The organism is Ktedonobacter sp. SOSP1-52, assembly GCF_016587395.1.
This window is the reverse complement of the sequence record NZ_BNJH01000003.1, coordinates 940,145-963,221: the sequence shown is the minus strand read 5'-3', so window position 1 is coordinate 963,221 and position 23,077 is coordinate 940,145. Positions and strand designations below refer to the sequence as shown.

Genomic DNA, 23,077 nt, shown 5'->3' with positions numbered 1-23,077 from the left:
TCCCCTGGAGCAATGCTAAAAAAAATGTAACAAATACCTATAGGTTTTTAATATGTTTTCACTTTTCTCATACTATAATTTGTTTTCATCGCAGAACATTTGATGAACGATGTTTCATATTTGCACGGCATGAATTCATACAATGTTCAGGACATAATGTTATTATATTAAAGACTTACATACACATTTGGCGATTTTTTCCGGAAACGTGGCAAAAGGTGTGCCATCATAGCGATGGTCTATGTGTCATGAAAGGAGAGGCGGCGCTTATCCTAGCCAGATTGATAGACAACGATCAAGAGAAGATGTCTCTCGTTTACGTGCAAGGGAGCACTGGTGGCAGGAGATGAAGCGCCGCGTTGATCAATGAAAGCTATACCAAACGATCAGCATATTACCTATCAGTTGCAGTATCGTAAATGTGGCAAAGCTTCGTGCAGCACCTGTCGCAATGGCCCTGGCCATGGTCCCTACTGGTATGCCTACTGGCGTGAGGGCTCGCGCTTACGCTCAGGCTATGTGGGGAAGGTCCATCCTCAATTACAACAGCAGCAGCCTGATGAACAGACTGAGTCAAACGTGCCAAATGCGGACACACGTCTGCAAAAACTGGCTACGGCCCGCTCTCGCTAAGGAATGTCTCCTAAGAATATCCTCCAATGCGTCAGGTTGTGATAAAATATGCCTATTACACACAAAATAGTATTGGAGGACATACCATGAAATGTCCTTATTGCGGATGTGGCGAATCTCGCGTAAAAGACTCTCGTGACATCGGTGACGCAATTCACCGACGCCGCGAATGCGAGCACTGCAAAGGGCGTTTCAGCACCTATGAGCGGGTTGAAAAAGTACCTTTGATGGTCATCAAACGCGATCAGCGACGTGAGGCATTCGACCGGCAAAAACTTTATGCAGGCCTGCGCAAAGCCTGCGAAAAACGACCGCTACCAGCTAGCGAAATAGAGAAAGCGGTCGAAGAAATTGAACAAGAACTTGATCGCTCCGGCAAACAAGAGGTTGCCAGTAGCGTTATCGGCGAACTGGTTATGGAGCACCTGCAACATCTCGATAAAATCGCATATATTCGCTTTGCCAGCGTCTATCGCTCATTTACCGATGTGGAAACAATGTTTGAAGAGATGCAAAAGCTGTTGCATCGCGACACAACCCCACAGACTGATACGCAGGATCAATCTCGACAAAAATAAGCTATAGAGTACGGTGAAGTGATGGGTCCAGGCAGCCTGTGGTTGCCTGGACCCATCACTTCACCTCCTAGAAATAGTTTGGCCCAATGGCGTCACTTAATCGTGCTGACGCGCCTCTGCCTTGCGCAGACGCCGACTGAGGGCAGCCAACAACTTCAAGGTAATATCGGGATGTGAGCGTAAGATACTTCGGAACTCCCACACGGGCAATACGAGTACCGTCACATCCTCTGCCGCGACAACCGTCGCCGAGCGTGGCAATTCATCAAGAAGTGCCATCTCGCCCAAAACTTCGCCGACACCTGCGCTGCCAATAACCTCTTCGGCTCGGTCGGAATTGTTTGCCTGGCTGATACGCACATTGCCTTGCGTCAATACATACAAGGCAACCCCAGGATCACCTTGCGAAAATAATGTGGAACCCGCGCTAAATGTGCGCTCCTGGCAGTTCTTTGCAATCTCTTGCAACTCTTTCTTATTTAAAGTGGAAAAGAGGTCTACACGCGAGAGGATGTCTTCTTTCATGGTTTTACGGCTCCTTCGGCAACGTATTTGACCCGGTACATAAAAGACGGCTCAATGCTTGCCTGATTCTTTTACTATCGTAGCAGGTATTCTATCACATTCCTGCGCGCTGGTCACCTGCTTCATAGCTTTTTGACTTTCTGGACCTCAGGCACTACAATGAATCTAGAAAAATAAGCCTATTCAATTTACATCCACTGACTCACCGTCTGAGGAATAGATATACGATGTCTACACAGGATACAGAGAAACAACTCAAGGATCGCCAACAGGCAGAAAAACGTCTGCAAGCAGGGCTGGAAGCATATAACGAAGGCAAACTTGACCAGGCCTCTGACGCCTTTGGCGACGCAGAGATACGCTTTCGCCTCCTTGGAGAGTTTAAACGCGCAGGCGATAGCCGCATGCTCATCGCCGAGGTACAGCGCGAAAACAATGCCCCGGAACAGGCCATTACCAGCTATCAGCGCGCAATCAAATTTTACCGCGACTCAGGCCATCCGCTCAGCGAAGCTGGCGGTCTACTCGCTATCGGACACCTCGAACGCCAGCTTGCCCACCTGGATCGCGCTCAGGATACCTATCAGAAGGCACAACAGATCTATCGCGCCCATACATACCCTCAGGGGCTGGGCAACACCGAGCTCGCCCTTGGACACATCGAGCTCCAGCGCGGCAATAGTGCCTATGCCGCTGAACACTACCAGGATGCCGTCCACTATTACAAAGAGTCTAACGACCGCATCAATCTTGCAGATGCCAGTCGTAGCCTGGCGGATGTCCAGCGTATGCAGCGTAAATTTGATGAGGCACTGAAGGCCTATCAAGAGGCGCTGAATATCTACCAGGGCACCAATGATATCTTTGGTACCATTGATGCTCAACTCGGACTGGCACGCATCTACCTGGAACGCGAAGAGCTTGAGACGGCCGCCAACCTGTTCGCTGAGGCCTACAAAACATCAAGCGCGCTTGAGTATGAGCTGGGCGAGGCCGACGCCAACCTGGGCCTGGCCGAGACGATGCTCCTGCGCAACGAGGTTGACCAGGCCTTAACAGGCGCACAGACCGCGCTCGATCTCTACACCAAACAGCACAACGCCCTGGGCAACGCCAATGCCAATCGTGTACTGGGTGAAGTAAATACCCGCCGTGGTCAGCTCACATTCGCCAATTCCCTGCTCGAACGCGCTGCCCGCACCTACAAAGCCATTGCGTACCATGTGGGGCAGGCCGAAACAACCACCAGCCTGGGTGAGGTGCAATATCGTCGTGGCTTCGCGGAAAGCGCGCTTACCACCTTCGACGATGCACGGACGCAGGCTCATAAGTTGCAGAATGTGCTGGTCGAGGGGCGTGCCATTGTTGGGATCGCCAATACCTACCTGCACATGGGGAAGCTGCAACAGGCTCAGAGCGCCTATGCTGATGCCTCTAATCGCTGCGAAGAGATCGACCCGGTCGCCAGCGCAACACTGCGTGCCCAGATCGCAGTTGGAGAGGCCCAGGTGGCCATCTATGGTGGTGATCTACACGAGGCCGAGCGTAGCCTGCAAAGGGCGCAGGAGGCCATACAACAAAATCTCCTGGCACAGCGTATCCAGCCTCAGGTCACATTGATCCAGGGAAAATATGCGCTGACGAGCGGCGACTTTGCCCAGGCCAGAGTGCTTTTCGAGCAGGCCAAAACTCAGGCTCAGCATGTGCAGGAGCCGCTGGTAGCAGCCCAGGCCCTGCTTGGTCTAGGGCAAAAACAGTTGGCAGAGGCTGAGCTGGATGCCGCGACCGAGACGTTGCTCGCGGCTGGTCGTCAGTTCCAGCTCCTGGAGAGCCTCGTTGGTGATGGCTCAGCGGTCCTTGGCCTGGCCCAGGTCAGCATCGCCAAATCCGCCTGGGATGAGGCCAGCGAAAATAGCGAGGCCGCGATCACGCGCTTCAAGCAGGCAGGACACACACCAGGCCATGCCGATGCACTCCTGAGTCGCGGCCTCGCCAGGCGCGGAAAAGACGAGCTAGACGAAGCACTCAGCGACTTTGAAGAGGCCCTGCACCTGTACCACCAGACACGCCAGCCACTAGGCGTGGTCGACACACGTTCGGCGCACGCAAGCATCTACTTTAGACGTAACGAGTTCGACCGCGCTCGTGATGAAGAGAGTAAAGCGATCACCCAGGTTGAGCGAGTCATGAATACGTTGAGCAAGCCAGAGCATTGGAGCCTCTTCCTGCGTCAATATGTCGATCTTTACGCGCTGACCGCGCTGACTGATGTGCGCCAGGATCACGACGAACAGGCGCGTATTCTCGTCGAAAACTTTGCGCGTATCGCAGGCAGCCAAGGGATCATCGAGCATCTCCAGGGCTTTGAAAGCGCTATTCCCACCAGCGGTGAGGATCTCACCAACGAGGAGATACAGGCCAATAAAGACCTGGTACGACGTATTGGGCAACTTTATAAGGGCCTTAAATAAAAGTTTGTACAAAGAGGGCTGATCATGCGAAAATAGAGAGGCATCCTGTCACGACAGAACAGACGCTGGAAGTTGAACAGTTGATATAGAGGGGGGCAAGAAACATGCATCGACATGACGGACTGCCCTGTATTGGAGGAAATCATCGTTATGGCAATCCAATTCCTACGCGGTAATTCACAAGCACCCAAGGGGCATGCCATCTTTGTTGTGCGCAATCGCAACGATGCCAACAATGTCTTTTGCACCTATTGCATCATACCCCCTATCCCTATGTCCATTGCGAAATATATTCCACCGCTGCTAGCGGCCCATCTCCCTACGGAGGAGCTGCAAGACAGTGACACGGTTTCTGGCATGCCAATTCCTCCCATTCCGGAAGAGGGCCAGACCCTGGAATATATGCAACTCCTGGCGGAGCACCGCGATGATGATCTCTGTGACATTGGTAGCGTCAGTTCCAGGGATGACATGGCACGCATGAACCTGGCGGCCGAGGCATGTCAGGAATATGGGCAATTGTACACCTCGTACATTGCCACTATCCAGACCAGGAAACGCGAGGCGCAACAGTTTTCAGTAAAGGAACTGGATGCCGATTCCCTCGTCTTCCATGCCATGCCTGAAAGGCAGAAGTTGGCTGAGCTGGGCAAACTCATTGGGACAGCTCGGTACGCCATCGAGGGGCACGATCAGCAACTCTTACGCGAGACAGAGCAGCAGATGCAACGCATTGCGGGCACCCTGGCCGAGAAGTATCGCGGTTCTGAGCTTGTTACCGCAGCTATCTCGCCAAACGAGCGTGGCGCCAGGCTCTCTGGTCTCTACCTCAGTCGAGCATATAAACTCCTCGACGAGGAATACGCAGATATTCCCGGCATTGAGCGAGACATTCGTGAATTAAAGGACGCGGGCTAGCTTCTGGCAGCTCGCCTCCTGCCGCACTCATACCCATAGCATTGCTCATGGGCTATGCTATGATGCAGGTATCATACCTATCTTTACAAAATATATTTTCTTGTAGGAGCTTATCCATGGCACAAGTTGAAATGAGGGTAGACCTCTCAAACGTGCTTAGCGCAGCGATTGAGGGCAATACAGAACAATTAATCGCCTCTGTGCGTGACATTTTACATGACACCAACTCACCCGACGTCCTCCTGGGACGCCTGGGCATGATAACCGTTCACGGGGACAGCGATGGGCATCCCGCCACCGTGCTGGCTGCCGCGGCCATGCTGAGCCGCCTGATTCACTTTCTTCCAGAACCAGTGGACTCGACTGTTCCCGTCAAAGAGCGTGCCTTGCCGCTCTTTTTCCAGGCGGCCAGGCTAGCCAGAACCGCCTTGCGCGCGGGCGCTGGCGTCGAGCCTAACTATCCTGAGCCACTCTTCCCAGCGACCTTGGCGAAAATACGACTGTTGGCGAGTCTCTGCGCAAAGCAGTACACAGCAACGATGTCCTGGCAGTAGAACGCCTGCTCTTTGGGCTCTATGGCACTGGCGCGGATTACCGCACGATGGAGGTCCGGGCATTTGAGGCCGTTGCCGACACCTTCCAACATGGTGGGCACCCACTCATATTCGCCGTGCGTGGTTTTCAGTTGCTTGATGCCGTTGAGTGGGGCGACCGCGTTCCCAACATCTTGCACTGGCTCGCGCCCCATCTGCCCCTCCAATCAAGCAGCGATGAGCCAGCCTGGGCGCGCACCGTACGCGATTTTGCCTCTAAGCCCGAAAATAGCATGAAGAGTGTACGCACGCGTCTCTCCACGCCCAAAGATGAGAATGCACTGGAGCTTTATAAGCTCGTCAATAGCACCTCGGATACAATACAGGTCTGCCAGGGTGTCTACAACACAGTGATCAAGAGCGAGACCTCACCTGTCGCCACGGCTGCGGTCATCGCGCTCTCAGCCGCTGAGCTACTGCGCACCCTCGACAATGCCGAACATGAGCAGTATATCAAGGCAGCCCATGGCCTACTCTTCGCCTCCGCCGTCCACCAGGTTATGCGCCGCGTACAGGATGTAGAGGCTCTGCCCCTGCTCTATACCTCCGCAGCCTATGTCAACGCGTTGCGCCAGGAGATCGCCAGCTCTTCGCTCAAGCAAACCGAGCCGACAGCGGCCGGCACCATTCCTGGCGGCGGTTTTATCGCCAGCTCTCAGCTTGAGACCCTTCAGGAGCAGCTCAAAAATAAAGACTTCGCTGGCGCCCTGGCGACCTCCCAGCGCTACTTGAAAGTTGGTCATGATCCGCGCGCGCTCTTTGGAGCTATCGCAATCGCCGCTGGCCACATCGACGCGACCAGGGATCAGGGACACACTCTGCAGATTGTTCAGGCGGCAGCGGAATCATATATGGCCTGGCCTAAAGCGCTGGCGACAACCAGTGCCGATGCCTTCCTCCATGTCGCCTTGCGCGCTATCGTTGGGGGGCCTCTCGACGAGATAAGCGTACGCTTCTAGCCGGGTAGAGGCATAGAGCTTGCATCCAAGAAGCTCCTGTATAGAGGAGAGGAGGCAAGCCTCTTTCGCAGCGAATAGCAATTTACGACCAGGTATGTGAGAAGTGACATGCCTGCGACGTTATTAGAGTATAAGGGGCACGCGCGTTAAATACCCGTGCCCCTCTCTTATTGCGAGCAATCCAGCACCACATGCCTTTATTTTCGCTGTCCAGCCTCTTTCACACAATCACAAGCGTTAAAGGAGACACGCTTTATGTTTCCTACCAGGAAAACCGATCTCACCAGGCAATACCTCTATCTACCAGGGCTCTGTCTACTACTCGTCCTACTCAGCGCGTGTAGTCTCTTTGGGGATGCTTCACCGCACATGGTCAAGGCTCCTGCGAACAAGCAGACCTATGTCATTCCTCAGGTTGGGATTACCGATCTTGATACTCTTGATCCGGCATTGGCGCATGATGATGCCTCAATTCATGCTGTCCAGATACTCTATACGGGCCTGGTACAGCTCAACGATAAACTCGAAGTCGTACCTCAGCTCGCCCAGAGCTGGCAGACCGATAGTGACGGACTCACCTGGACCTTTAAACTCAAGCCACACCTGACGTTTAGTGATGGCACACCGCTCACCTCTGCTGACGTCGCCTACAGCCTCAACCGAGCGCTGCTCCCCGCGACCCAATCGACGGTCGCACCGTTATATCTCAATATTATCAAGGGTGCAAGCCAGGTCATCGCGGGCCGCAGTGCATCTATCATCGGCACAGGCGTTACGACGCCAGATTCCAGTACCATCATGATTACGACAGAGCAACCCGCCGCGTATTTGCTTGCGCGCCTGGGCATGAATTGCGCCTACGTGGTTGAAAAAAGTATGGTCACAAAGTATGGCGCCCAGTTTACTGACCATTTAAGCCAGGGAGGGGCCTCGGGTCCATTTCGCGTCGCAGACTATAAACATGGGCAATCCATTACCTTCTCTCCCAATACACACTACTATAATGCCAGGCCCCAGCTACAAAAAGTAACCTATCGCTTCTACCAGACCGCCCAGGAAGCCTATAAAGCCTATACCAATCGCCAGGTCGATACCGCCAGCGTGCCCCTGGCCAACTACCAGAACGCGCGCAAACAGAAGGACTTTCACCAGGTTCCACAGCTCTGGATCAACTACTACACCATGAACTACCTGACCAAGCCCTTCGATAACGTGAAAATTCGCCAGGCCTTTGCCCTGGCCATTGATAAACAGGCCATCGTGCAAAACGTTTGGAAAGGGACCGCACTCCCGACAAATCATATTCTCCCTCAGGGTATGCCCGGATATAATGAGAAACTCACTGGCCCAGACCAGACGCAAAAGCTCTCTGGCAACCCCAAACTGGCCCAAACCTTGCTCAAAGAGGGACTCAAAGAGGAGAATATTGCCAGCGTCTCCGATCTACCAGATATCGAGCTAAGCTACGCAACCGGGGTTCCTACCATCGCACAGGAGATCCAGGCAACCATTCAGCAATGGCAGAAAGTCCTCAATATTTCCGTGAAACCAAACCCCATGGATTACAATACCCTCCTGGACAAGATAACGGCCTCATCTATGAATAACCAGGAGCTACAGTTGTGGGCGCTCTCCTGGATTGGTGAATATCCTGATCCACAGGACTGGCTTTCTTATCAGTTTGGGAAGGGCACAGTCAACAACAATATGAACTATGGCCAGAACTTTGGTCCGACGGCCGCCAAACAGCAGGCACTACAGGACCAGCTTACCAGGGCCGATGGGCTCAGCAATACAGGTGGCCGACTCCAGGCATACCAGCAGGCCGAGCAACAGCTTGTGAACGATGTTGCCTGGCTACCGATGGAGCAGGAAACAGCCATCTTCCTGCGTACCACCGATATCGTCGGCCTCGTTAATAACGGGCAGAATACCACCCCGCCTGATGATTGGGCCAAGATTTACCGCGTACAGGCAGGCTAAGCTTACGCTGCAAGTTAAAGCACGACGCTACTAAAGTACGCGTCTACATATGAGGCGCCTCATATGTAGACGCGTACTTTAGTAGCGTCGTGCCATGCACGGCTCCATGCTACTGCACATCGATTGAGATCCTACGTCTCTCCCTCTCTGTACCCACCTCGTCTCGGCCATAAAACGCGAGCAACACCAGAAAGAAAAGCAAGCCTGGACTGCTCTCCTCTACGCTTTTCCGGCCCTGAACGCTTTATCAAAGGGAAAAATCAGGCCAAACTTTCTGGGCTTGATTTTTCTTAAATAAATCTGAGAGATTGTGCAAAACATCAGCGTATATATATAGTATCCATAATCACAATCTGCTCTTAAGTAGAAGTAACCTGCACAGAAAATGACTCTTTCTATAAGATTTGTTTTCTGGGCTAAACCCCTCTTTATGCTCTTTTTGTAGAAGAGTATATATTTCCTAGTTTTAACCTTGCAAGCAGATATACTAACAATCTATCTTTCTAGAGCAAGTAGCGTCGCTTGCAAAATATTCAATACTGAATATTTTGCTTGTTATGCTATTATATAGCTCTGTGGCGTATCTTCTTTTCCCTCTTCAGTTCAAGGAGATTTCGTACATGAAGCCGAACAAAAAGCTTTTAGGTAAATTCTTACCTGGCATGTTTATCATGCTCGCCATGTTGATCGTCGCCTGTGGCGGCGGCAACTCTGGTACCAGTAGCACAGGCAGCAAACTTTCCGACGACAAGCAGATCTATGTTACCCCTTACAGCGGCATCTCCGATGTCGCCACACTCGACCCGGCCATCTCTACCGACCTGGATTCCATCGGCGCCATTGATATGATGTTCACCGGGCTGGTTCAGCTCGACGACAACCTCAAGGTATATGGTGAACTGGCAGATAACTGGACCACCTCCAGCGATGGCCTGACCTGGACCTTCAAACTGCGCCAGGGGGCGAAGTTTAGCGATGGCAATCCCATTACGGCCGACGATGTAATCTTTAGCATCGACCGCGCCCTCAAGCCCGAGCTCAAATCCACCGTCGCCCCCTCTTACCTGGCCCTGGTTAAGGACTCGGACAAGCGCTTCTCCGGCAAAATTCCAACCCTGATCAATGACAGCCTCTTCGCTCCCGATCCAACCACTGTCAAGATCGTCACCTCACAGAAAGCGGCCTACTTCCTCGACGCCCTGACCTACTCTACCTCCTACGTGGTTGAGAAGAGCCTGGTCCAGAAGTATGGCGATACCGACTACTTCAAGCATCTTGATACGGGCGGCTGTTCTGGTCCCTTCATCTTGGAGAAGCACGTCAATGGTCAGCAGATCAGCTTCGTGCCAAACAATAACTACTATGGCCCCAAGCCCCAGCTCAAGAAGGTGGTCTTCCCCTTCTACAAGGACCCACAGACAACCTACAAGGCCTATAAGACCAACCAGGTCGATACCGCTGGTGTCCCCACTGCCAACCTGGATGAGGCACGCGCCTTCCCCAGCAAGCAATTCCGCCAGGCACCTCAGCTAGCCATCGACTACTACACAATGAACTACCTGGTGAAACCCTTCGACAACATCAAAATCCGCCAAGCCTTTGCCCTTTCCATCGACAAAGATACCATCGGCCAGAATATCTTTAAGGGCGCACGTTTTGCCACAAACCATATCATCCCTCAGGGCATGCCTGGCTACAATCCCAATCTGAAGGGGACAGCTGGTGTGGACAGCACCAAAGGCGACAAGGACCTGGCTAAGAAACTCTTCCAGGAAGGCATGCAGGAGGAGCACTACACGGCTTCTACCTTCCCGCAGATCACCTTCACCGTTGCGACCAGCGGCTCACAAACCATTAAGAATGAGTTCCAGTTCGCACAGCAGCAGTGGAAGGATACCCTGGGCGTCAACGTCACCATCAATGACGAGGACTTCAATAAGCTTCTCGACGATACCTCCAACGCTGTCAATAACCCCAAAGGTCTGCAGATGTGGGCTATCGACTGGATCGCCGACTATCCCGATCCCAGGACTGGACCAGCCTGCTCTTCGGTAAGGGGTCCTCGAACAATAACCCCAACTACGGTCTGGGCAATTCCACTGATATCACAACTCAGCAGCAGATTCAGACCCTCATGCCGACCGCGGATGCCAACCAGAACAACGCGGAGCGCATCTCGCAGTACAATCAGATCGAGCAGCAACTCGTCGATGATGTCGCCTGGATTCCCATCGTGCAGCGCCAGAGTTCCTACGTTCTCAAACCCTGTGTCAAGGGCGTGGTGGACAATGCGCAGTTGCTAACTCCGCCAAGGGACTGGGCCAACATCTACAAGACAAGTGACTCCCCTTGTGCCAGCACCAACGCCTACAAGTAAGTTAGAACTGGTAAGCGAAGGGAGGAAGAGCGGCGCTCATGCACTTCTTCCCACAAAAAAGGGGGGAGCAGGCCATATATGGCTTGCTCCCCCCTTTTTGCTAGCTGGTTTCTACCTGTTGTCAGGGTACTGCTTGCCATGTTGGTTGTCGCCTGTGGTGGCTCGGGAAGTGGTGCCAATGGCGATAAAGCGTCTGACGACCAGCAAATCTATATCTTTCTTCCGCATCAATATTTATCGAAATATAGATACTAAGGAAAAAGCTCAAAATTGTGGTAAATTCGTGAGAGATTTAGTCACTATACTTACGTAATTACACACAAGAGTTATGTTTGGGAATATAAAAGCCATATCCAAAAGCAAACGACTTAGAGAATTCACCTTTCTTTAAAAGTAAAGTGAGTAAAGAGAGAGATAAGTCGATTGCTTTCCGCATATTTCTATTTACAGTAAAAAAATATCTGCATTGCGCGCAAACATAGCTCACAGCCAACAAAAGAAGAGGGTTCTCTTTATCCAGCAATTCGGGTGCCAAAGCAGTCATCTCAACAGAATACCCGTCACCAGGCAGGTAATATGCTCTCTTACCCCTTTCAGGAGCAAGCAGGCATTACCTATATAAAAAGCATTTCGAAGAAGTTGTTCTCAGCTCATAGAAATGCTCGTATGTACTATCCTTAGGACAAGGAGTATTTACATGCAACCTGGCAAGAAACATGCTGGTAAATTTTTACCAGCGATCCTGGTGCTACTAGCGATGCTGATCGTCGCCTGTGGCGGCAGCTCTGGCAACAGCACCGCGACGAGCAACAAGCTCTCCGATGACAAGCAGATCTATGTCTCCCCCGACAGCGGCCTCTCCGACGTCGCCACACTCGACCCTGCCCTCTCTACAGACTCAGCATCTATCTCGGCATTGGATATGATGTTCGTGGGATTGGTCCAGCTCGACGACAACCTCAAGGTATACGGCGAACTAGCGCAGACCTGGAATACTTCCAGCGATGGCCTGACCTGGACCTTCACCCTGCGCCAGGGGCTGAAGTTTAGTGATGGCAACCCCATCACCGCCGACGACGTGATCTTCAGCATCGACCGCGCCCTCAAGCCCGAACTCAAATCCACCGTCGCTCCCGCCTACCTGGCCCTGGTCAAGGACTCGGACAAGCGCTTCGCGGGGAAAGTTCCAACTCTGATTAATGACAGCCTCTTCGCCCCTGATCCCTCAACCGTCAAGATCGTGACCACGCAGAAAGCCCAGTACTTCCTCGATGCCCTGACCTACTCCACCTCCTATGTGGTGGAGAAGAGCTTCGTCGAGAAGTATGGCGATACCGATTTCCTGAAGCACCTCGGTGAGGGTGGCTGCTCGGGTCCCTTCATCCTGGATAAGCACGTCAGTGGTCAGCAGGTCAGCTTCACACCCAATAAAAACTATTGGGGTCCCAAGCCACAGCTGAAAAAGGTCGTCTTCCCCTTCTACAAAGACCCTCAGACAACCTATAAAGCCTACCAATCCAACCAGGTCGATACCGCTGGTGTTCCTACCGCGAACCTGGACCAGGCACGTGCGCTGCCTAATAAGCAGTTCCGCCAGGCGCCTGAGTTGGCTATCGACTACTACGCCTTGAACTTCCTGGTGAAGCCCTTTAACAACATCAAGATTCGCCAGGCCTTTGCCCTTGCCATCGACAAAGACACCATTTCGCAGAACATCTATAAGGGTTCGCGCCTGCCGACTAACCATATTGTTCCCCAGGGCATGCCCGGTTACAATCCTAATTTGAAGGGACCTGGTGGTGTGACCAGCACCAAGGGCGACAAGAATCTCGCCAAGCAGCTCTTCCAGCAAGGCATGCAGGAAGAGCACTATACCACGGCGAACTTCCCACAGGTTACCCTGACCGTCGCCACTGGTGGTTCGCAAACAGCCAAGAACGAATTCCAGTTTGTGCAGCAGCAGTGGAAGGATACTCTGGGCGTCAACGTCACCATTAACGACGAGGACTTCAATAAACTCCTGGACGATACCTCTGCAGCCACTGGCAATGCCAAGGGTATTCAGATGTGGGCCATTGCCTGGATCGCGGACTATCCCGATCCTCAGGACTGGACCACCCTCCTCTTTGGTAAGGGTTCCTCCTACAACGAGACCAACTTTGGCCAGAACCAGTCGAAAAACGCTAGCACCGAGCAGCAGATCCAGGATCTGATGACGACCGCGGATGCCAACCAGAACAGCTCTGAGCGCATCTCGCAGTACAACCAGATTGAGCAGCAGCTCGTCGACGATGCCGCCTGGATTCCCAGGTTGCAGCGCCAGAGCTCCTATGTCCTCAAACCCTGCGTCAAGGGTATTATCGATAACGCTCAGGGTCTGGTTCCGCCAGCGGACTGGTCTAAGATTTACAAGACCGGCGATTCTCCTTGTGGCAACACCAACGCTTACAAGTAGTCTTCTCTACACAGTAAGCAGTACTTTAAACAGGCCAGTGGGTAGATACTACCCACTGGCCTGTCTCCCTCTTAATGGAATAATGATATGGGATAACGACTGAAATGACGAGGATTTCTCAGCCAGCATCCGTGCCCGCAACATAAGACAAACGTCCTATAGGAAGGGAGGCGCTATAAGGGCCATCCGAACGTTCATTATGACCTTCTCTCCCCATGGGAACGCCGTTTCCATGGCATACAATAACATATAATAGCTCAAGAACAGACGCTGGTAGACCGCCTTCTGCGTTCTGTTCTTGTAAGTCTTTCTGCCGATTGTCTCTTGTATGGTCTTCTTCTGTGAGAGAATTCGACATCTTCCGGCGTAGTGTAAAGTGAAAGCACAAGAAGAGAAGCTTATCCGTAGGCAGTAGTTTTTCTCTCGACTCAAACCAATAGAAACTGATCATTTTAACGCGTCTTTTACAATAAGAACAGTACCAGGACCCTGATAAATTGCATTCAGAATATGATAAAGCACTTTATCAATACGCCAAAAGCCCTTGTTGCCGCTACAAAAGCGACAGAGGTAAGACGCGGGATCTGGGACCGAATGCGGAACGAATGAGCAGTTGAGGCAAATCGACTAGAAAAAGAGTGATGTATCCCGCTGCGCTGGAATGTAGCACGCACTGCATATAGAGCAGGAGGGCTACAACTACAGTACGAGCGCACTCACCCTGGTTACACTCTTACTCATTTCTTACACTCATATCTCAAACGGCTCGCTTGACATACGCATCAGGCTAACTTACAATAGACAGCATCTATCCACGATCATGCATGGGTAGTTATAATCGGAGATCGTCTATGGAGAGGTGCCGTTTCATAGATATCGTACGATGAGCAAGAAATCTAGTATTTGCGCATAAGACCATCGTGGTCAACCTAGCACACCAAACCTCGAGTAGGGAGTAAGGGGTACAACATGGTTCAATTCCTCGTAAAGCGGCTAATAGGGCTCGTCTTTGTGATTCTCGCCGTAACTTTCATCACATTCATTTTCGGCTATTTGGCGCCAGGCGATCCCATCAGAGCACTTTTAGGCCAGCACCAAGATCCTGTGCTGTATGCCCAGCTAAAGCATCAGTACGGCCTTGATCTACCCTGGTATCAGCAGTATTGGAACTTCCTCAGTGGTCTGTTCCATCTCGATTTTGGCTACTCATTCCATACACAAGGGCGCCCTGTCTCGGAGATCATCCTCCAGGGAATCCCCGCCTCAACCGAACTGGGAATATGGGCCTTAACGCTGACGTTGCTCCTGGGTATTCCGACAGGAATTGTCGCGGCTCTCAAAGCCAATACCTGGCTTGACACCCTGATCATGGGAACGTCGCTGATTTTCTGGGCACTTCCAGCCTTTATTCTTGCCATCTTCGCACAGGTTCTCATTGTCTGGCTCGACAAGGTAACGGGCTACCCCTGGCCCGTGGCCAACTGGGGAACAGTGTGGAGCTACAGTTGGAGTGATATCCAATACAAAATCGTGCCTGTGATCATCTTCGCGGCTCTTGGCTTTGCTTTCTATGCCCGCCTGACTCGCACCACCATGCTAGAGGTTCTACGCCAGGACTATGTCCGTACTGCGCGTGCCAAGGGCCTGCATGAGGGCGCGGTTGTGTACCGTCATGCCTTCCGCAACACACTGATCCCAATCATGACTGTGCTTGGCCTGGCAATTGGTACCATTGTAGCGGGTGCCTTCTTCATTGAGCAAATCTTCAACATTCCTGGAATCGGCTCTGCCGGTTTGCAGGCGGTGACGGACCGTGATTATCCGGTCATTCAAGCTACTACCGTCCTATTCGCGACCTGTGTTGTGTCCGGCAACCTTTTGTCGGATATTTTCTATACGTTGGTTGATCCCCGCATCAAAGCCGAGTAGGAGACAGGAGACACTAGAATATGGAAACAAGAGACAAGAACAATGCCTCCCCTGGTATGATAGCGCCTGACACAGCCATGCCAATGGAGAGCGAGTACGCGGTCGAAACAACGGGCAAGGATGGAATCCAGCCCGACATTCGGCAACCCAAAAAGTCGCCGACGCCTTTCCAGGATTCCATGCGCCGCCTGCGCCGTGACAAGCGCGCCATGATCAGCTTGGCGTTCCTCATCTTTTTTATCATCTTGCCCCTTATTGGTCCAGTTATCTACCAACATGTTGGTGGTACCTATAACAGCACCACCTATGGCAATATCAGCCCTCAGCAGTATCATGATCCCTTCCACCAGGAATTGGATCGCCAGGATGAGAATCCTTCAGGCCAGTACTTGCTCGGTACCGATAGTGTGGGCCGCGACCTCTTTGCACGCCTGATGGCGGGTATGTTGATCTCCATCGCTGTCGCGATCATCGTTGAGATCATTACGGTCGTGCTTGGCCTGGCCGTAGGTATCCTCGCTGGCTTCTATGGCGGGTGGATTGACCAGCTATTGGCCCGCTTTACCGATATTATGTTCGCCTTCCCGGGCTTGCTCTTCACCATCCTGCTCGCCGGTATTTTCGGCTCTTCGGCAGATGCAACCTTCAGTCATATTCCACTCGTGGGCGCAAACGGCAATGCACGCCTCGTGTTGGTCTCTATGGCCCTGGCCCTGGTCGGCTGGCCTTTCATGGCGCGCCAGGTTCGTGGCCTGACCCTTCAGTTGCGCGAACAGCAGTTTGTGGAAGCCGCCCGCACCATGGGTACCACTGACTGGAACATCATCGTCCGGCACATCGTTCCCAACCTGTTTAGCATCGTTATTGTGCAGGTCACCCTGGACCTGGGTTCGACCATTATCAACGAGGCCGGTCTCAGCTACCTGGGCCTGGGTGTACAGCCTCCTGGCTCCAGCATCGGTCTGATGATTAATGATGCCTCTAACCTGGTCGATACGCATCCTTGGGAAGTCCTGTTGCCCTCAATTGTGCTTACGATTATCGTCTTGAGCTTCTCGTTCCTGGGTGATGGCCTGCGTGACGCCTTCGATCCACGATCTAAAGACTAGTTAGCGGAGTAACATAACGATGACAGCCAATTTGTTGGATGTAAAAAACCTCAAAACCTACTTTTTTACGCGCAGTGGAGTGGTGAAGGCCGTAGACGATGTGTCCTTCTCTATCAAACCAGGCCAGACACTCGGCGTCGTGGGCGAGAGCGGCTGCGGTAAGAGCGTCACCGCGCTCTCTATCATGCGCCTGGTCGCCAACCCTCCTGGCAAGATCGTGGGTGGCGAGATCAACTTTAATGGCGAAAATATTCTGGACAAAGACATGGGCGAGTTGACCGACCTGCGCGGCAGCAAAATCTCCATGATCTTCCAGGACCCCATGACCTCTCTCAACCCGGTTTTCACCGTGGGTTACCAGATCGCTGAGACGGTCAAACGCCATAGAAAAGATGTCACGAATGACCAGGCCTGGAAGCGCTCGGTTGAGATGCTTGACCTGGTGCGTATTCCTGACGCGAAGCGCCGGGCGAAGAACTATCCCCACGAGTTTAGTGGTGGCATGCGCCAACGCGTCATGATCGCTATCGCCCTCGCCTGTAATCCCCAGTTGCTCATCGCGGACGAGCCAACAACCGCTCTTGACGTGACCATTCAGGCCCAGGTGCTGGAACTGATGAAAGGTCTCTCGCAGGAGTTTGGCACAGCCGTCATGCTTATTACCCATGACCTGGGTGTGGTCGCGGGCACCTGCCAATATGTGAACGTAATGTACGCGGGCCATGTCGTAGAGTCAGCCCCGGTCAAGCAGATCTTTGAAAGCCCTGCCCATCCCTATACCATCGGCCTACTCAGATCGATTCCCCGCCTCGACGAGGGGCGTGGCTCCCGACTCACACCTATCGCCGGTCAGCCACCTGACCTCGCGAACCCGCCCGTCGGGTGTCCATATGCTCCACGCTGCCCTCGGGCGCAGAGCCGCTGTTTGAAGGAACTTCCGGTATTGCAGCCAGTCGGACGCGGCGAACAAGCAGCAGCCTGTTTCTATCCAAACTAAGGGGAAGAAAAGACGATGGTACAACAGCAAGTAGAAACTCCAAAGCAGACTGGAACCACTCTCGTCGATGTAAAAGGCTTGAAGGTTCACTTCCCCATCAAGGGCGGTCTCCTTGGTCGCCAGGTTGGTTCGGTCAAAGCCGTAGATGGTGTCGACCTGCACATCCGCCGTGGTGAGACGCTCGGCCTGGTAGGAGAGAGCGGCTGCGGGAAGAGTACAACGGGTCGCGCGATCCTTCAGCTCATCAAACCGACCGCTGGTAGCGTCAAAATCGATGGCGCCGAACTCACGACGCTCCCAGCGGCTGAGGTTCGACGCAGGCGCGCCCAGATGCAGATGGTCTTCCAGGACCCCTATGCCTCGCTGGACCCGCGCTTCACCATTGGCCAGATCGTGTCTGAGCCTCTGGAGAACTTCAATCGCGGTAACGCCAAGCAGGTCCAGGATGAGGTCGCCAGCCTGCTCAAGACGGTGGGCATCAATCCCTCTTACGTCAACCGCTTCGCGCACGAGTTTAGCGGTGGTCAGCGTCAGCGTATCGGTATCGCCCGCGCCCTGGCACTGCGTCCATCCTTTATCGTCGCCGACGAGCCGGTCTCGGCACTTGACGTCTCGATTCAGGCGCAGGTCTTGAACCTGTTGCAGGAACTGCAAGGGCAGTTTGGCCTGACCTACCTCTTCGTCGCCCACAACCTCTCGGTCGTGAAGCATATCAGCGACCGCGTGGCCGTGATGTACCTGGGGCGCGTAGTAGAACTGGCCAAGAGCGAGACGCTCTATGAAACGCCACTTCACCCCTATACCCAGGCGCTTCTCTCAGCGGTTCCTGTGCCTGATCCGACCATTGAGTCACGCCGCAAGCGTATCATCCTTGAGGGTGACGTACCCAGCCCGGTCAATCCTCCCAGTGGCTGTAACTTCCACCCTCGCTGCTGGAAAGCCCAGGCCATCTGCCGCGAGCAGATCCCCCAGTTGGAGGAGAAGCAGCCCAATCACTTTGCGGCCTGCCACTTCCCTGGCTAGCAACTGCCTGCTCGTTCCCTTTCAACTCGAGCACACAGAGACAGAAACACAACAGGAGAGGGGTTCTCAATTTGAGAGCCCCTCTCCTGTTGTGTTTCACACAAACCTTTATATTACCAGCACATATAACTCCCCGCGAAGTGTCGCAGGCACTGAGCATAGCTTATGACAGGGGGAGAGATCAACAAGAACAAAAAAAGCCCCGCAAGGCTTAAACGTGGGTACGGCGCTCGAGGCGCTTGATGCGTAAGAGGAGACGGATACGGGCCAGCAGGTGTTGCCCATCAAATGGCTTGACGACATAGTCATCCGCGCCCGCGTCAAAGCCAGCGACCTTGTCCTGGAGCGTTGAAAAAGAAGAGAGAAGCAAGATGGGAAGATACGAGAGGGAGGACCTGGCGCGCACATAGCGACAGAGTTCTAGCCCATCTTCCGATCTCAGGTGAACTTCTAGCACCAGGATATCGGGAGGAGCTTCTTCAAGCACCTGTTTGGCCTCTCGTAGAGAGGCTACAGATTGAACAGTGAACTGGTCGCCAACCACGCGTTGTAGTTTCTCGTATGCAAGCACTTCACTGTCGACGAGCAAAATACTTAACCTACGCAATACCTGTAACCTACATGCTTTGTATTACGCCGTGGCCAGGATATGGCCGCCGGGGACCAAGCTACAAATTTGTTTACTCAAGATGAGAGTAAGAGAGAGGTACTATTTAGTGCCGCCTTTTCGATACGCGCGCGAGCAGCACAGGAACGATCTATTCGCAATCCGTCTGCGTGCGCACGAGGTGATCAGTACGATTCTGGCGCTCCTGAGGTGTCAGGCGCAGGACCCGCTCAATAGCCTCATTTAAGGCGGTTGGCTTAAACGGTTTGGTCAGGTATTCATCGGCCCCTGAAAGTAAACCCGTCATCTGATCTTCTTCACGCGTCATCGCGCTTAAAATAATCAGCGGAATATCAGCCGTGCGAGCATCACCACGCAGGCAGCGCACGAGTTGATAGCCACCCATACGGGGCATCTTCACATCTATAATCACGCAATCTGGATGCTCGGCATAGACCTGCTCCAGCCCTTGCACGCCATCATAGGCAACCGCAACCTGATAGACGCCCTGCAAGTTTACCGCATACTTGATGAGTTCCACAATGGTCGGATTGTCATCGATAACCAATACTTTTTTTATAGCATTCCCGCTATTCATAAAAGGTTCCCCATCACAAAACACAACCGTACTGGTTACAGGTTTCGCAGAGTTATTACTCTTTTGCATTGTAACACAGTTCTCTTCTACTGCCAACCTGCATTCTTCTGATTTGCGCACGTCTCGCTGGCTACTACATGCGTCCTTCCGAATGGGCAACGACACTGCTATATTAGTATGGTACATCATATATTCAGTAGGAGCAACTTGAAACAACATACCTCTGATGCAGACTACTGGGATGAGTCCTTGAAGCTCCGGAGAGAGCCAGTATGCCAGATGTGCCTATGTATGTTAGAATACACTGGACATGCGTACTATTTTCGCAAACAAGAAATTTCAGCAGGCACAGCGAAGGGAAACATTGTAATGCTCGAACGCTATTCACGCCAGACACTCTTCGGACCCATTGGCAAGGAGGGGCAGGAGCGACTGCATGCCTCCACAATCGCCATCATTGGCTGTGGTGCTCTGGGCACCGTTCTGGCAACGAATCTGTGTCGTAGCGGCATTGGGCACCTGACTATTGCCGACCGAGACTATATCGAGCTCAATAACCTGCAGCGCCAGATTCTCTTCGACGAAGAGGATGTCGCCAGGCGCCTGCCCAAGGCCATCGCCGCCGTTGAGAAACTGCACAAAGTGAATAGCGAGATTACCATTGAGGCTCGAGTCGAGGATATCCAGGCCGAGAGCATCGAGGAACTGGTACGCCAGAGCGACCTGGTCATCGATGCCACCGATAACTTCGAGACACGGTATCTGCTCAACGATGCCTGTATCAAGCACCAGCGCCCCTGGATCTATAGCGGGGTCATTGCATCGTATGGCGTCACCATGAATATTCTCCCGGGTGAGACACCCTGTCTGCGCTGTGTTTTTCCCGAGATGCCCCTGCCCGGTACCACGCCTACCTGCGATACGGCAGGCGTGCTCAATGGTATTGTTGGTACAATCTCAGGAATCGCCTCAACTGAGGCGCTCAAAATACTTTTGCAGAGTGAGAAAATCAGTCGTGACCTGGTCTGGATGGACCTGTGGGAAAACACGGCTGAGCGCATCGCGCTCCCACGGCAACCTGATTGCCCCGCCTGTGGAGAACACCATTATGAATTTCTTGACGCGGAAGTCGGGTCCGTCACCACGACCCTGTGCGGGCGAAACGCGGTGCAGGTACGTAGTACTTTTGGGAAGGGCGGAGGAAGATTGGATTTTGCCGCGCTCGCGGAACGTCTCGCTTCAGTAGGAGAGGTGCAGTACAACGATTTCCTGCTGCGCTGCGTCATTGATGGCTATGAACTCACCATCTTTCCGGATGCGCGGTCCATTATCAAAGGGACAGATGATGAACAGGTCGCACGCTCTCTCTACGCACGTTTCATCGGCATGTGACCTTCAACTACTCACCTGATGTGCAACTTTTTGCGTAACTTCTCGCGCCTACGGCGCTCGCCCGGGTAGGAGGTGTGGTGCGTGCTGGTAGCCGCAGGCTACCAGCACGCACCACACCTCCTACCCGAAATAACTTGCACGTGGGGTCAAACATAACATCACACACGACTTTTACCACTATGTAAGGGAGATTCTAAGGAACTCATGAGTGAACATATTCTCGTTTGCGTCGCCTGGCCCTATGCCAAGACATCAACCCATGTAGGCCAGGTTGTTGGCGCCTATCTTCCTGCGGACACGTTCGCACGCTATCACCGCATGGCAGGCAACCAGGTACTGATGGTATCGGGCAGCGATGAGCATGGCACCCCCATTCTCGTCGATGCCGAGCGCCAGGGCATTTCGCCCCGGGAGTTTGTCGCACGCTATCATCAGCAAATTTGCGAGGTCTGGGAACGCCTGGGCATATCCTGGGATCTCTATACCGAGACCGGCACAGAGAATCACTACCGGATTACGCAAGACTTTTTCCTGACCCTGTATGACAAAGGCTACATCTTCAAAGACACCATGCAATCGCCATACTGCCCCACAGACCGGCGTTTCCTCCCCGACCGCTATATTGAAGGGACCTGCCCCCACTGTGGCTACGATTCCGCGCGTGGCGACCAATGCGACAACTGTGGCAAGACGCTTGATCCAGTGGACCTGATTCGCCCACGCTGTCGCCTCTGCGGAAGTAAGACCAGCACACTCGAAATGCGCCAGACCGAGCACTTCTTTCTGGATCTCCCCAAACTCCAGGAGCCACTTGCAGAATGGCTCAACCAGGGCAAAGAGCACTGGCGCCCCAATACCCTGGCCTTCGCGCTCAACTGGATCAAAGAGGGCCTGCGCGCACGCGCCATCACACGCGACCTGGATTGGGGCGTCCCCATTCCCATTGAGGGCTACGAAGACAAGCGCATCTATGTCTGGTTCGATGCCGTCATCGGTTACTTCTCCGCCAGCGTGGAATGGGCCGAGAAGCAGGGCAAGCCCGAGGCCTGGAAGACCTGGTGGGTACCAGGCCAGACCGATCCAGCCGTCAAGACCTACTACTTCATTGGCAAGGATAATATTCCCTTCCACACCATTATCTGGCCCGCCATGCTACTCGGCTATGGCAATCGGAACCTTCCCTACGATGTGCCAGCTAATGAGTTTATGACCATGAGTGGAGCCAAGGCCTCCAGCAGTCGCGGCAACGTCATCTGGACGCGTGACGTGCTTGAGCGTTACAGTGCGGATACCTTGCGCTACTACCTCTCGGCGACCGCGCCCGAGGGACGCGACACCGACTTCACCTTCGATGAAATGCTGCGCCGTAACAACGACGAGCTGGTTGCCACCTATGGCAACGTTGTCCATCGTACACTCACCTTCTTGCAGAGCAAATTCGGCGGAGTCGTGCCTGAGCCACGCGAACTCAATGAGGCTGACCGCGCCATTCTGGCCGAAGTTGAGCGCGGCTATAAGCAGGTGGCGCATAGCATCGAGCAGTGCCACCTCAAAGATGGTCTCCAGGCCGCCATGGTGGTCGCCCGCGCCGCGAACCGCTACCTGGACGAGCAGGCCCCCTGGAAGCAGATTAAAGTGGATCGTGAAGCCGCTGGCACCACCATCTATGTGATGCTCCAGGTGCTGAGCGCGCTACGCATCCTCTTCTGCCCCTACCTGCCCTTCTCCTCCCAGAAGCTGCATGAGTACCTGGGCTTTACGGGCGATGTAAGCAAGCAGGCATGGCGCCAGGAGGGCGTGGCGGCTAACGCGACGCTACCCAAGCCCGCGCCACTCTTCCCCAAGCTAGAGAGCGACCAGGCCGAGGTCGCAGTTGGTTAAATAATTTGGTGAAGAAAATGTGATGCGTTCTGGCAGCCGCGGGCTGCCA

The 23,077-nt window shown here is 53.4% G+C and carries 17 protein-coding genes and 1 pseudogene; 15 read left to right on the top strand and 3 right to left on the bottom strand.

The genetic code is table 11. From position 1 onward, the window contains the following. Window positions 1–366 precede the first annotated feature (366 nt). Both JMJ16_RS29685 and nrdR read left to right on the top strand, forming a co-directional pair. Window positions 367–633 carry a DUF6788 family protein gene (locus tag JMJ16_RS29685; RefSeq protein ID WP_201379410.1) on the top strand — a complete coding sequence of 89 codons (267 nt, stop codon included), beginning with the start codon at window positions 367–369 and terminating at the stop codon, window positions 631–633. An 86-nt stretch (window positions 634–719) separates the two neighbouring features. After that, window positions 720–1,211: a transcriptional regulator NrdR gene (gene nrdR, locus JMJ16_RS29680; RefSeq protein WP_201386983.1), complete on the top strand. Its 492-nt coding sequence runs from the start codon at window positions 720–722 to the stop codon at window positions 1,209–1,211. A gap of 96 nt (window positions 1,212–1,307) precedes the next feature. Here the strand turns inward: nrdR and JMJ16_RS29675 are convergent, their stop codons facing one another. Then, the gene (locus JMJ16_RS29675; protein ID WP_201379412.1) at window positions 1,308–1,736 is read right to left on the bottom strand and encodes a Crp/Fnr family transcriptional regulator; all 429 of its coding nucleotides are present in this window, start codon (window positions 1,734–1,736) and stop codon (window positions 1,308–1,310) included. Window positions 1,737–1,963: 227 nt separating this feature from the next. Here JMJ16_RS29675 and JMJ16_RS29670 point away from each other — a divergent pair, with 227 nt between their 5' ends. The 11 genes and pseudogenes from JMJ16_RS29670 (at window position 1,964) to JMJ16_RS29620 (ending at window position 18,550) form a co-directional block, all read left to right on the top strand. Continuing rightward, window positions 1,964–4,207 carry a tetratricopeptide repeat protein gene (locus tag JMJ16_RS29670; RefSeq protein ID WP_201387472.1) on the top strand — a complete coding sequence of 748 codons (2,244 nt, stop codon included), beginning with the start codon at window positions 1,964–1,966 and terminating at the stop codon, window positions 4,205–4,207. Window positions 4,208–4,357: 150 nt separating this feature from the next. After that, window positions 4,358–5,125 (top strand): hypothetical protein, encoded by a 768-nt coding sequence (locus JMJ16_RS29665; RefSeq protein ID WP_201387470.1) that lies wholly within the window; start codon window positions 4,358–4,360, stop codon window positions 5,123–5,125. Window positions 5,126–5,241: 116 nt separating this feature from the next. Beyond that, window positions 5,242–5,679 (top strand): hypothetical protein, encoded by a 438-nt coding sequence (locus tag JMJ16_RS29660; RefSeq protein WP_201387469.1) that lies wholly within the window; start codon window positions 5,242–5,244, stop codon window positions 5,677–5,679. A gap of 47 nt (window positions 5,680–5,726) precedes the next feature. After that, the gene (locus tag JMJ16_RS29655) at window positions 5,727–6,677 is read left to right on the top strand and encodes a hypothetical protein (RefSeq protein WP_201387467.1); all 951 of its coding nucleotides are present in this window, start codon (window positions 5,727–5,729) and stop codon (window positions 6,675–6,677) included. Between the two features lie 255 nt (window positions 6,678–6,932). After that, window positions 6,933–8,660: an ABC transporter substrate-binding protein gene (locus JMJ16_RS29650; protein WP_201387465.1), complete on the top strand. Its 1,728-nt coding sequence runs from the start codon at window positions 6,933–6,935 to the stop codon at window positions 8,658–8,660. Between the two features lie 620 nt (window positions 8,661–9,280). Then, window positions 9,281–11,037, top strand: a pseudogene (locus tag JMJ16_RS29645) (ABC transporter substrate-binding protein). A gap of 697 nt (window positions 11,038–11,734) precedes the next feature. Continuing rightward, a complete protein-coding gene (locus tag JMJ16_RS29640; protein ID WP_201387463.1) occupies window positions 11,735–13,492 on the top strand; it encodes an ABC transporter substrate-binding protein in 1,758 nt (585 codons plus the stop codon). Window positions 13,493–14,461: 969 nt separating this feature from the next. After that, window positions 14,462–15,421 (top strand): ABC transporter permease, encoded by a 960-nt coding sequence (locus JMJ16_RS29635; RefSeq protein WP_201379428.1) that lies wholly within the window; start codon window positions 14,462–14,464, stop codon window positions 15,419–15,421. Between the two features lie 20 nt (window positions 15,422–15,441). Further along, the gene (locus tag JMJ16_RS29630; protein WP_201371586.1) at window positions 15,442–16,530 is read left to right on the top strand and encodes an ABC transporter permease; all 1,089 of its coding nucleotides are present in this window, start codon (window positions 15,442–15,444) and stop codon (window positions 16,528–16,530) included. Window positions 16,531–16,549: 19 nt separating this feature from the next. Then, the gene (locus tag JMJ16_RS29625) at window positions 16,550–17,527 is read left to right on the top strand and encodes an ABC transporter ATP-binding protein (protein ID WP_201371585.1); all 978 of its coding nucleotides are present in this window, start codon (window positions 16,550–16,552) and stop codon (window positions 17,525–17,527) included. A gap of 15 nt (window positions 17,528–17,542) precedes the next feature. Beyond that, the gene (locus JMJ16_RS29620) at window positions 17,543–18,550 is read left to right on the top strand and encodes an ABC transporter ATP-binding protein (RefSeq protein WP_201379435.1); all 1,008 of its coding nucleotides are present in this window, start codon (window positions 17,543–17,545) and stop codon (window positions 18,548–18,550) included. 211 nt (window positions 18,551–18,761) lie between these two features. Here the strand turns inward: JMJ16_RS29620 and JMJ16_RS29615 are convergent, their stop codons facing one another. Together JMJ16_RS29615 and JMJ16_RS29610 are read right to left on the bottom strand one after the other, a co-directional pair. Beyond that, window positions 18,762–19,157 carry a PleD family two-component system response regulator gene (locus tag JMJ16_RS29615; RefSeq protein WP_201387460.1) on the bottom strand — a complete coding sequence of 132 codons (396 nt, stop codon included), beginning with the start codon at window positions 19,155–19,157 and terminating at the stop codon, window positions 18,762–18,764. Window positions 19,158–19,308: 151 nt separating this feature from the next. Further along, a complete protein-coding gene (locus tag JMJ16_RS29610) occupies window positions 19,309–19,755 on the bottom strand; it encodes a response regulator transcription factor (RefSeq protein WP_201371582.1) in 447 nt (148 codons plus the stop codon). 369 nt (window positions 19,756–20,124) lie between these two features. On the opposite strand from JMJ16_RS29610, the gene JMJ16_RS29605 reads away from it, so the two are divergent. Both JMJ16_RS29605 and metG read left to right on the top strand, forming a co-directional pair. Then, window positions 20,125–21,147 carry a ThiF family adenylyltransferase gene (locus tag JMJ16_RS29605; protein WP_236600293.1) on the top strand — a complete coding sequence of 341 codons (1,023 nt, stop codon included), beginning with the start codon at window positions 20,125–20,127 and terminating at the stop codon, window positions 21,145–21,147. A 204-nt stretch (window positions 21,148–21,351) separates the two neighbouring features. Continuing rightward, complete coding sequence (gene metG, locus JMJ16_RS29600) at window positions 21,352–23,028, top strand: methionine--tRNA ligase (RefSeq protein WP_201387459.1); 1,677 nt, start codon at window positions 21,352–21,354, stop codon at window positions 23,026–23,028. The last annotated feature ends 49 nt before the right edge of the window (window positions 23,029–23,077 follow it).